Genomic DNA, 10,475 nt, shown 5'->3' with positions numbered 1-10,475 from the left:
CTGTGTTTCGGCACGCTGTTGAGTTCTCAAAGAACACGCGCACACCGCAGTCACATCAGCTTTACGCTGACTTACTTCCGGGGCTTGTGTTGCAAGCTTATTTGGTCTTGCTCGCCGGTGTCAAATCGGCCTCTTAGAGGCTCTTTGTCTTCCGGCTTTGTGGTCAGGCCCGTTCCGGCTTGTTTCCCGGCCCGTGTCGCTCTGACTTGGAGAACATTACACGGGGCACTTTCGATCTCCAAATCGGGGGGTCACCTAAGCGCCTGCACCGCCGGTGACCTGCGCGTTCGTCACCGCGAACACCGGATGGCGGTCTGCCTCCGCCTCGAACGCCGAGACGGGGTCGCCGACCCGCGCGTCGAAGAAAGGCCTCGTCACGGGCTCTTTGCGCACATAAGCGGCCAGCACGGGCGCCGCAACGGCCGCGGAAACCTCGTTCAAAACGACTTGACGTGACCTGCGTCCCCTTCGCAGGACCGCAGAACCGGCTGCCCGTGCGTTGTGCACCCAGTCGCGAACGCCGTACGGCGCGACAAGCCACTCCTGGTCGTCGTATGACATCAGGCGAATGGGAATCGTCCGCTCAGCACCACTGCGCCGGCCACGGATGGTCAGCAGCACGTAGTGGGAGGGCGCGATGCCGAGCGCAACGGCGCGACTGACGACGACGTTGCCGACGCGACGGACGAGGTGCTGGCGGTAGGTCTTGGCCACAAGGTCAATCATGGACCTCGTGACGTTCGACGTGGTGGTGATCGGTGGAGGTCCGGCCGGCCGTGCTCTCGCACGGGCGTGTGCGCATGAAGGCCTCCACACAGCGATAGTCGATCGCCGTCCACATCGTCCCTGGACGGCGACGTACGGCGCGTGGGCCGACGAGCTCCCGCCCGACACACCGACCAGGTCGGTGAGCACCGTTGTTCGCGCGTACGCGCGCGAGGAGCACCAGCTTCAGCGCACCTACGTCATCCTCGACAACGTCAAACTCCACGAACTGCCCGACACGGTCGAAGTACTTCAACGGCCGGAGCCGGCCCGGTACACGTTCAACGCGACAGGTGCGCGCAAGGGCCGTGCCGAGCAAACGGCTGTAGGCACGGTCATCGAGTCGGACAGCACCGAGACCACGCTGATGGACTGGCGCGGCAAAGGCGACACGTTCCTCTACACGGTCCCTCTAGGTGCCAACCGCGTCCTGGTGGAGGAAACCTGCTTGGCGGGCAGGCCCGCCGTGCCGTTGGCGGAACTCCGTGAACGCTTGCACGCTCGCCTCGCCCCAGGCGCGGAAGAGGAACGCGTGCGCTTCCCCCTCGACGCACCGAGGGCCGAGGGCAACGCGTTCGGCGCCGCGGCCGGCTTCATCCACCCCGCCACCGGCTACAGCGTCGCCACTTCGCTGCAGCTCGCGCCGCGAGTCGCCGCGGCGATCAAGGCGAACGAGGACCCCAAGCACGTCATCTGGCCGATGAAAGCGCGTCTCGTCCACGCGATGCGCATGAGGGGCCTTGAAGCGCTTCTCCGCCTCAGCCCGGACGAGACGCTGGACTTCTTCGAGGTGTTCTTCCGGCTAGCGCCGGAGCATCAGCGTGCGTACCTGTCCGGCCGTGAGGACGTCAAAGGAACAGCAGCCGCCATGCTCGCGTTGTTCCGCATGTCTCCAGGCCACCTCAGGTGGAAACTTCCGCGCTGAACTCCCAGCGTGAACGCGGTGTCACCCAACGCAGCCCTGGCGTGGCAAATGGTCGCCAACCTCGTGAACAGCTGGTGAACCCGCTTGGAGCCGCTCGTTCGCACCGGCACGATCGGTCCGTGCCCGCATTGCTGGATGACGTCAGGTTCGCCTTCCAGCCGCTGTTCAACCTGAACACCGGGGGCGTCGTCGCGATCGAGGCTCTGGCCCGGCCGCACGACGGCAGCGTGCAGGATCTGCTCCAGGCCGCCTTCCGGGCGGGCCTGCTGGCCAACGCCGATGTCGGACTCGCCTGCCGGGCGATCCGGTCCGCGGCCGACTTCGACCTGCTGCTGCCGTTGCACGTGAACCTGCTCGCGATCACGATCGCGGACAAGCCCGAGGTCATGAGCCCTCTCTACGGGGCTCTGAGGGACACGGGCCGGTCGCCGGACAGCATCGTCATCGAGATCGGCGAGCCGTACTCCCGCGCCAACCGCGGCCGGCTGGCCCGCGGGATGCAGACGCTGCGGACTAACGGTTTCCGCATCGCGCTCGACTGCGTGGGCGAGGGTGACGTGCCGCTCGGTCTGCTGACCAGCGCCTCGCCGGACTACGTCAAGCTCGACCGCGAGATCGTCCGCTCGCTGCCCGGCGACGCCGCGCGGGGCGCGCTGGTGAAGTCGCTGGTGCACCTCGGCGAGTACACGGGCGGCCAGGTCGTGGCCGAGGGCGTGGAGACCGAGGCGGAACTGACCTACCTGCGCAAGCTGGGGGTCGGGTACGCGCAGGGCAGGCTCCTCGCGCCCCCGCAGCGAAGGCCGGCGGTGAACGCCCGCATCGCGCCCGAGGCGGTCACGGAGACCGGCGAGATCCGGCGCAGCAACACGGGTCCCCGGATCACGGCCTTCCTGCACCCCGCCACGGTGCTGCCCGAGAACGCCACGAGCGAAGAGGTGCGGGAGGTGCTGGCCTCGCAGCCTTCGGTCACGGGTGTCGTTCTCGTGGACGACGAGGGCCGCCCGAAGTGGTCGGTGGACCGCAACCGGTTCCTGCTCGCGGTGACCGGTCCGTACGGACACGCCCTGCACGCCAAGAGAGAAGCCGCGCGTCTCGCGGACAAGCCACACGTCATCGGCACCGAGTCGTCCGCGCTCGACCTTCTGGACGTGGTGACGGGTGCGAACCGTGAGCGCACGAACGACGACCTCATCGTCGTGGACCACAACGAGCGGTGCATGGGTGTTGTGCGCGTGGCCGACGTTGTGCGCGGTGTCGCCGAGCTCAAGGTGGAGCAGGCCGCCGCGCTGAGTCCGCTGACGCGTCTTCCCGGTAGCGACGCGGTCGCGAAGGAAGTGGACAGGCGCATCGAGCTCGGCGAGATCTTCGCGATCTCCTGGTTGGACGTCGACAGCTTCAAGCTGGTCAACGACACGGTCGGCTTCGCGGCGGGGGACGACCTGATCCGCGAGATCGGGCACGACCTGGCGGATCTCGCGCACGCGTTCCCCGGCACGCAGGTCGGGCACGTCGGTGGTGACGACTTCCTCCTCTTGGCGGGGCTCGACGAGACGGTGCCGCTGAGTGCTCGTCTGCTGGACAAGCCGTACACGGCAGAGGGACGACACGTCACCCTCTCTCTTGCGACCCTTATCTGTGCGCCGGGATCAGTGGGGTCGTATCGCGAGGTGTCGCGGTTGTTGGCGCCAGTCAAGGAGCACGCGAAGTCGCTCGCCGGGTCCAGCTGGGTCATGGGCCGGCCGGGCACCGAACGACGCGACGTGCTGCGTGGTGTCGCGCAACGCGCGGTGAGTTAACAAGTACAACCGAACGCCTCCTGTGCGGCGCGCTGATCACTCATAGCATCGAGCGTGCTACTCAGTGCACAGGAGGTTCGGCGTGCAGGTCGGCAGCAGAACTCAATCGGTACCCGCGCAGCGCAGAAGCATTGACGGCCTCCTCACCGTTGGCGTGGAAGAAGAATTCGTTCTCGTCGAAGCCTCCACGGGCCATTTGGCCAACCGTGCCAACGAAGTGCTGGCGGGCGCGGACCGGTTCGAGGTGGACCTGCAGCCGGAAATCGCGCAATACCAGGTGGAATCGGCCAGCGGCATCTGCACGGACATGGCCGTGCTGCGCGAGCAGCTGGTCGTGGCGCGCCGGGCGTTGATCGAACGGGCCGCGCGTCACGACGCGAGGCTGGCCGCCACCGGGACGCCCGTGCTGGGCCTCACGATGCCGACGCCGCTGACGAACTCCCCGCGCTACCACCGGATGGCGCAGGAGATGGGCGCGCTCACCAACGACCTCGCGATCTGCGGCTGTCATGTGCACGTCGGCCTGCCCGACGACGAGTCGAAGATCTTCGTGAGCAACCACCTGCGGCCGTGGCTGCCCACGTTGCTGGCGCTGGGAGCGAACTCGCCGTACTGGCTCTACGGCGACACGGGGTACGCGAGCTGGCGGTACGTGGTCTGGAACCGTTGGCCCACTTCGGGTGCGCCGCCGCACTTCGACTCCGCGGCCGAGTACTACGCGGCACGGGAGGAGATCATCGCGAGCGGCGCGGCGATGGACGCCGGGATGCTCTACTGGGACGTCCGGCTCTCCGCCCGTCACCCCACGCTGGAGTTGCGGGTCTCCGACGTCGCGCCGACGGTCGAGGAGGCCGTGCTGATGGCCGCCCTGGTGCGCGGAATCGCCGCCACCGCGCTGAGTTGCGGTACCGCGCCGGTGAACCTGCCGCCGCACCTGCTGAAGGTCGCGATGTGGCGGGCCGCGCGTGACGGCCTGGAGGGTTTCGGCATCGACCCGGTGACGGGTGCGCCCACGCCCGCGTCGTCGATCGTCGCGTCACTGCTGCGGTGGATCAGGCCGGCGCTGGAGTTCTCCGGTGACCACGAGATGGTGACCACCGCGATCGACCGGTTGCTGCTCGACGGTACGGGGGCGGTGCGGCAGCGCCGGGCGTTCGCGCGGCGCGGCAGGCTGGACGACGTGGTGCGGTTCCTGGTGGCGCAGACCTCACCGGTCTGAGCCGGGTGAGCCGTCCGGAGAACTTCCACGGATGAGGCGGCCCCGCGCACAAGCCCTAGGCGAGCAGAGGAATCGCGGCCAGCACGATCGTCGACGCGACGGTCAGGGACATGCCGTGGCGCAACTGCTGACGCGCTGCCGGCAGGTCTCGTGTGAGCAGGAACGCCGAGCACGCCGCGACGCCGACGCCCGCCCAGAACGGGCCGAACCGGAACCACAGTCCGCCGCCGACCAGCAGCAGGCCGCCGACGGTGAGCTGAACGGTCGCGTTGACGGCGTGACGCGTGCCGTACAGGACGGCCGGGGTGTGTGACCCGGCCTGGGCGTCGCCGGCCCGGTCGGAAACGGCCCACCAGAGCGCCCGGCCGGCGGCGAGGGTGGCGACTCCGGAGAACAGCAGCCACACCGCCGGTTCGGCCTGTCCCCCGGCCGCCGCGTAGGCCGTCACGCTCGGCAGCAGGCTGGCGGCCATCGCCAGCGCCACCGGACCGGCGTACCCGCGCCGCTTCAGCCTGATCGGTTCGAGGTTGTAGGCCAGGTACAGCACCAGGACCAGCCCGACACCGATCGCGACCTTCCACGACACGACGACGGCCAGGGCGAGCGCGAAGATCATCTCGAAGATCGCCAGCGTGAGGACCCTCCGCGCGCCGATCTCCCGGACCGCCTGTGCCAGATGACGTTTGCCGGCGGTGTGGGTGTCGTTGCGGACGTCGGCGTAGGCGTTGAGGGGATTGCCGGAGACGATCGCGACGAAGTTCGCGAGCACCGCGATCACCACGGCGACGTCGATCCTCGCTGCGTAGCAGGCACCCCAGGAGGCGGCGCACGCGTAGTGCGCGCCGAAGGGCGCCAACAGCCTCATCGCGGCCCCCGGAGATGGCAACTGCGTAACCCTAGGAACACAGAGAGTAGCAGTGTGGGCCGTTCGCCAGACAGGGCATTAAGCCGTTCAGAGGACTGATCTGCGGGGTCGTCGAGGTGGGCGGATGCTGGAGGAAAGGCCGGAAGGAGGAGGTTGTGACGACAGCGCGCGACATCATGCACCCCGGAGTGCAGTGCGTGGCCGAGGACGCGAGCCTCGTCGAGGCCGCCCGCATGATGCGGGACCTCGACGTCGGTTCCCTGCCGATCTGCGGCAAGGACGACCGGCTGCACGGAATCATCACCGACCGCGACATCGTGATCAGGGCCGTGGCGGAGGGAATGGACCTCGCCACGACCCGCGCCGGCGAGTTCGGCGGCCACGTCCACTGGGTCGACGCGGAGGACCCGCTGGACCACGTGCTCGAGACCATGGGAGAGCACCAGATCCGGCGGCTGCCGGTCATCGAGGACCACCGGCTGGTCGGCATGGTGTCCGAGGCGGACCTCGCGAGGCACCTGCCGGAGGACAAGCTGGCTGCGTTCGTCGAACGGGTCTACGCCTGACGCGACCTGCCGTGCTCCAAGTACCGGGTCTCGCCTGATTCCCTTGCCAGCAACGCTTCCGCGACCCTGCGGGCGAGCCTGGGGATCAGGCGTTTCCCGGCCTCGGACGGGGGCACGAACTCGTACGACCTGAGCTCTTCGGCCTGCAGGCGGATGTGGTCGCCCGCGGCGAGCAGGCCGCCTTCGAAGACGAACAGGACGCGGTCCTCGCCGTCGCGCGGTGCCCAGTCGGCCACGAGCAGGCGGCCGGGTTCCCTGACCAGGCCCAGTTCCTCCTCGATCTCGCGGCGGCAGGCCTCGCTCGGCGTCTCGCCGTGCTCGATCACCCCGCCCGGGATCTCCCAGTGCGGCTTGTAGGTGGGCTCCACGAGCAGGAGACGCCCTGCTTCGTCGAAGAAGAGGGCGCCCGCGCCCGAGAGCGCTCTGCTGCTGTGATCCACAGTTCCTTTGTACGGTGGTCGTCCGGCCAGGGTTCGAACCTGGGACCCTCTGCTTGTAGGGCAGACGCTCTTCCGCTGAGCTACCGGACGGTGGTCGTCCCGCCAGGACTTGAACCTGGGACCTACCGCGTATCAGACGGACGCTCTCACCGGGCTGAGCTACGGGACGGTGGAAGACGAGGGTGTCGAACCCTCCAGGGCGATCTTGCAAGGATCACCTGCGCGCCGGCGCGTCCCCCTGATTCAGTTGTGTCGTGCCCCAGGCAGGATTCGAACCTGCACTGGACGCGTTCTGAGCGCGTTGCCTCTTCCGTTGGGCTACCGGGGCGAGCGGTCGGAGGGCATCGAACCCTCTTCTTCGGTTTGGAAGACCGACGTGTCCGCCGAGTTCACCACGACCGCATTGTTTTCGAGCAGCACCGATGGAAGGAATCGAACCCTCGGGAAACGGGTTTGGAATCCGTTCCGCTTCCAAAGCTCATCGGCATTTGGGTGGCAAAAAGAAAACCGCCCACGTTCTCCGTGGGCGGCTCCGAGGTCATGACCTGGGGATCAGGTCATGGCGTGGAGCCCCACGCCACCGCCAGCAGACCGCCGGCGATGAGGGCGAGAATTCGCCATCCCGCGAGCTGAGTCTTGGCAAGCATGTCTTCCTCCGGTTGATCTCTGTTGTTCGTGATGGGATCAAGCTATGCGACCGTCTCGCACGCTCGCAACGCATTTAATTCTACTCAGGCGAACAGCGCCCATCCTGCGGATGCACAACGTTGCACCACTGGGGAACTTCGTACGGTCAAGCCTCAAGGCGCGCGGCTGCGGCGCGATTGATTCCGCGGGCAGACCGTGAATCAGGCCGTCGTCGGTGTTCCCGGACGAGGTGCCCAACGGAGAACCGCCCTACCAAGAGCCGTAGACGTTCGTCCTGGTACCGGACTCAGCCTGGAAACGGCAACGGCGCGCATCCGATGGATGCGCGCCGTTGCAACACTGGGGGAACGTCAGACGGTGAAGCCCAGCGCGCGCAGCTGCTCGCGGCCGTCGTCGGTGATCTTCTCCGGGCCCCACGGCGGCATCCACACCCAGTTGATGCGGAAGTCCGACACGAGGCCGCCGCCCGCGCCACCGGTGAGGGCCGCGCGGGTCTGGTCCTCGATGACGTCGGTCAGCGGGCAGGCCGCGGACGTCAGCGTCATGTCGATGGTGGCGACGTTCTTCTCGTCGACGTGGATGTCGTAGACGAGCCCGAGGTCGACGACGTTGATGCCGAGCTCCGGGTCCACGACGTCGCGCATCGCCTCTTCGAGGTCGTCCAGCGCGGCGACGTCAGCTTTGGGCTCGAAGACCGGCATGCCTTCGGCTCCCCGGACGACTTCTTCGGTGCTCATGCTGCTCCCTGGCTTCGTGCTACTGCGTCTTTGAAGGCCATCCAGCCCAGCAGCGCGCACTTCACGCGCGCCGGGTACTTCGCGACACCGGCGAAGGCGATGCCGTCCTCGAGGACGTCCTCGTCCGGTTCCACCTTGCCGCGGCCCTGCATGAGTTCGACGAACGCGTCCATCTTCTTGAACGCCTCACCCACGGGCTTACCCACGACGAGGTCGGTCAACACCGACGTCGAGGCCTGGCTGATCGAGCAGCCCTGGCCGTCGTAGGAGACGTCCTTCACCACGTCGTCGACCAGGTGGACCCGGAGGGTCACCTCGTCACCGCAGGTCGGGTTGACCTGGAACGACTCCGCGTCGAACGGGTCGCGCAGGCCACGGCCGTGCGGGTTCTTGTAGTGGTCCAGGATGATCTCCTGGTACATCTGCTGGAGCTGCATCAGGCCACCCCGAAGAACTTCTGCGCCTCGCGGACGCCGTCGACCAGTGCGTCGACCTCGTCCAGCGTGTTGTACAGGTAGAACGACGCGCGCACCGACGACTGGGCGTTCAGGCAGCGGTGCAGCGGCCACGCGCAGTGGTGGCCGACGCGCACGGCGATGCCCAGGCTGTCGAGCACCTGGCCGGCGTCGTGCGGGTGGACGCCCTCGATCTCGAACGGCACGGCGCCACCCCTGGCGACCGCGTCCTGCGGGCCGATCAGGCGAACACCCTTGACGCCCGAAAGGCCTTCCAGCGCGGCGACGGTCAGCGCGTGCTCGTGAGCGTTGACCCGCTCCATGCCGACGACGCTGAGGTAGTCCACCGCGGCACCCAGACCGACGGCCTGGGACGTCATCGGCGAACCGGCCTCGAAGCGCTGCGGCGGCGGGGCGAACGACGAGCCCTCCATCAACACCTGCTCGATCATCGACCCACCGGTGATGAAGGGGGGCAACGCCTCCAGCAGCTCACGGCGTCCGTAGAGGACACCGATGCCGGACGGGCCGAGCATCTTGTGGCCGGAGAACGCCGCGAAGTCGACGCCGAGCCGGTGGAAGTCGACCGGGCTGTGCGGAACGGACTGGCACGCGTCCAGCACCGTCAGCGCGCCGACCTTCTGCGCCGCTGCGACGAGCACGTCGACCGGGTTGATCACGCCGGTCACGTTCGACTGGTGCGTGAACGCGACGACCTTGGTGCGCGGCGTGATCACGCTGTCCACATCGGACAGGTCGAGACGACCGTCCTGGGTCAGCGTGAACCACTTCAGCGTCGCACCCGTGCGGGACGCGAGCTGCTGCCACGGAACGAGGTTCGCGTGGTGCTCCATCTCGGTCACGACGATCTCGTCGCCGGGACCCACGACGAAGCGCGCGGCCTCGGGACCCGAGGTCGCGGCGTTGCCCATCGCGTACGCCACGAGGTTGAACCCCTCGGTGGCGTTCTTGGTGAACACCAGCTCGCCGAAGTCGGCGCCGACGAAGTCCGCGATGCGCTGACGCGCACCCTCGTACGCGTCGGTCGCTTCCTCCGCGAGCTGGTGGGCTCCCCGGTGCACAGCGGCGTTGTGCTGCTGCAGGAAAGCCTTTTCAGCGTCCAGTACCTGCGTCGGGCGTTGCGAGGTGGCGCCGGAGTCCAGGTAGACCAGGCGCTTCCCGTCACGAACGGTGCGAGACAGGATGGGGAAGTCCGCCCTGAGGGCGGTTACGTCCAGTGGTGCTGCGGTGGTGGTCACAGCGCCTCCTCTCAACACCTGTAACGCTAGGAAATGGCTGCGGCTTCCGTCTTGCCGGTGTACTTCACGTAACCCTCGGACTCGAGCACGTCGGCCAGCTCGCGGCCACCGGACTCGACGATCCGGCCGTTCGCGAAGACGTGCACGAAGTCCGGCTGGATGTACTTGAGGATCCGGGTGTAGTGCGTGATCAGCATGACGCCGACCTCACCGGAGGCCTTGTAGCGGTTGACGCCCTCGGACACGACGCGCAGGGCGTCGACGTCGAGACCGGAGTCGGTCTCGTCGAGGATCGCGACCTTCGGCTGGAGCAGGCCCAGCTGCAGGATCTCGTGGCGCTTCTTCTCACCGCCGGAGAAGCCCTCGTTCACCGAACGCTCGGCGAACGCCGGGTCGATGTCGAGGTCGGCCATCGCGCCCTTGACCTCCTTCACCCAGTGGCGGAGGTTCGGGGCCTCGCCGCGGACGGCGGTGGCGGCGGTGCGCAGGAAGTTCGACATCGAGACGCCGGGGACCTCGACCGGGTACTGCATGGCGAGGAACAGGCCGGCGCGGGCGCGCTCGTCGACGGACATCTCGAGGACGTCCTCACCGTCGAGCGTGACGGTGCCCGAGGTGATCGTGTACTTCGGGTGACCGGCGATCGCGTAGGACAGCGTGGACTTGCCGGAGCCGTTGGGGCCCATGATGGCGTGCGTCTCGCCGGCCTTGATCGTCAGGTCGACGCCCTTGAGGATCTCCTTGGGAGCGTCCTCGCTGACGACCGAGACGTGCAGGTCCTTGATCTCAAGGGTGGCCAT

11 protein-coding genes and 4 tRNA genes are annotated in these 10,475 nt (G+C 67.7%); 4 read left to right on the top strand and 11 right to left on the bottom strand.

What is annotated here, in order from left to right; genetic code table 11:
* Positions 1-255: 255 nt before the first annotated feature.
* On the bottom strand, positions 256-714 hold the full coding sequence (locus tag AB0M48_RS45275; RefSeq protein ID WP_363855498.1) for a nitroreductase family deazaflavin-dependent oxidoreductase: 459 nt from the start codon (positions 712-714) through the stop codon (positions 256-258).
* Between the two features lie 10 nt (positions 715-724).
* Between AB0M48_RS45275 and AB0M48_RS45270 the strand changes: the two genes are divergently transcribed.
* The 3 genes from AB0M48_RS45270 (at position 725) to AB0M48_RS45260 (ending at position 4,705) form a co-directional block, all read left to right on the top strand.
* Entirely contained in the window at positions 725-1,690 is a 966-nt protein-coding gene (locus AB0M48_RS45270) for a lycopene cyclase family protein (RefSeq protein ID WP_363855495.1), read from the top strand.
* A 119-nt stretch (positions 1,691-1,809) separates the two neighbouring features.
* Positions 1,810-3,486, top strand: coding sequence for a GGDEF domain-containing protein (locus tag AB0M48_RS45265; protein WP_363855492.1), 1,677 nt, complete (start codon positions 1,810-1,812; stop codon positions 3,484-3,486).
* Positions 3,487-3,640: 154 nt separating this feature from the next.
* Positions 3,641-4,705, top strand: coding sequence for a glutamate--cysteine ligase (locus AB0M48_RS45260; RefSeq protein WP_363855489.1), 1,065 nt, complete (start codon positions 3,641-3,643; stop codon positions 4,703-4,705).
* Between the two features lie 55 nt (positions 4,706-4,760).
* On the opposite strand, the gene AB0M48_RS45255 is transcribed toward AB0M48_RS45260, so the two are convergent.
* On the bottom strand, positions 4,761-5,570 hold the full coding sequence (locus tag AB0M48_RS45255; RefSeq protein ID WP_363855486.1) for a UbiA family prenyltransferase: 810 nt from the start codon (positions 5,568-5,570) through the stop codon (positions 4,761-4,763).
* A 155-nt stretch (positions 5,571-5,725) separates the two neighbouring features.
* Here AB0M48_RS45255 and AB0M48_RS45250 point away from each other — a divergent pair, with 155 nt between their 5' ends.
* Positions 5,726-6,136 carry a CBS domain-containing protein gene (locus tag AB0M48_RS45250; protein WP_363855483.1) on the top strand — a complete coding sequence of 137 codons (411 nt, stop codon included), beginning with the start codon at positions 5,726-5,728 and terminating at the stop codon, positions 6,134-6,136.
* On the opposite strand, the gene AB0M48_RS45245 is transcribed toward AB0M48_RS45250, so the two are convergent.
* From AB0M48_RS45245 to sufC, 9 genes are all read right to left on the bottom strand, one after another.
* A complete protein-coding gene (locus tag AB0M48_RS45245) occupies positions 6,127-6,576 on the bottom strand; it encodes an NUDIX hydrolase (protein ID WP_363855480.1) in 450 nt (149 codons plus the stop codon). The two genes, AB0M48_RS45250 and AB0M48_RS45245, sit on opposite strands and share 10 nt — an antisense overlap.
* A 15-nt stretch (positions 6,577-6,591) precedes the next feature.
* Positions 6,592-6,666, bottom strand: a tRNA-Val gene (locus AB0M48_RS45240).
* Position 6,667: 1 nt separating this feature from the next.
* A tRNA-Ile gene (locus AB0M48_RS45235) sits at positions 6,668-6,745 on the bottom strand.
* Between the two features lie 86 nt (positions 6,746-6,831).
* A tRNA-Leu gene (locus AB0M48_RS45230) sits at positions 6,832-6,904 on the bottom strand.
* 1 nt (position 6,905) lies between these two features.
* Positions 6,906-6,978 (bottom strand) — tRNA-Gly (locus AB0M48_RS45225).
* A 596-nt stretch (positions 6,979-7,574) separates the two neighbouring features.
* Complete coding sequence (locus tag AB0M48_RS45220) at positions 7,575-7,961, bottom strand: metal-sulfur cluster assembly factor (RefSeq protein ID WP_266041285.1); 387 nt, start codon at positions 7,959-7,961, stop codon at positions 7,575-7,577.
* Positions 7,958-8,398, bottom strand: a complete 441-nt coding sequence (sufU, locus tag AB0M48_RS45215) for a Fe-S cluster assembly sulfur transfer protein SufU (protein ID WP_363855476.1) — start codon at positions 8,396-8,398, stop codon at positions 7,958-7,960. The genes AB0M48_RS45220 and sufU overlap by 4 nt, the downstream gene beginning before the upstream one ends.
* The gene (locus AB0M48_RS45210; RefSeq protein WP_363855473.1) at positions 8,398-9,675 is read right to left on the bottom strand and encodes a cysteine desulfurase; all 1,278 of its coding nucleotides are present in this window, start codon (positions 9,673-9,675) and stop codon (positions 8,398-8,400) included. Before AB0M48_RS45210 ends, sufU begins: the two co-directional genes overlap by 1 nt.
* A gap of 26 nt (positions 9,676-9,701) precedes the next feature.
* On the bottom strand, positions 9,702-10,475 hold the full coding sequence (sufC, locus tag AB0M48_RS45205; RefSeq protein ID WP_363855470.1) for a Fe-S cluster assembly ATPase SufC: 774 nt from the start codon (positions 10,473-10,475) through the stop codon (positions 9,702-9,704).

Source organism: Lentzea sp. NPDC051208, from assembly GCF_040682435.1.
Classification (GTDB): domain Bacteria; phylum Actinomycetota; class Actinomycetes; order Mycobacteriales; family Pseudonocardiaceae; genus Lentzea; species Lentzea kristufekii.
Note: the sequence above shows the minus strand (reverse complement) of the source record. Positions and strands in the feature narration are given on the sequence as shown.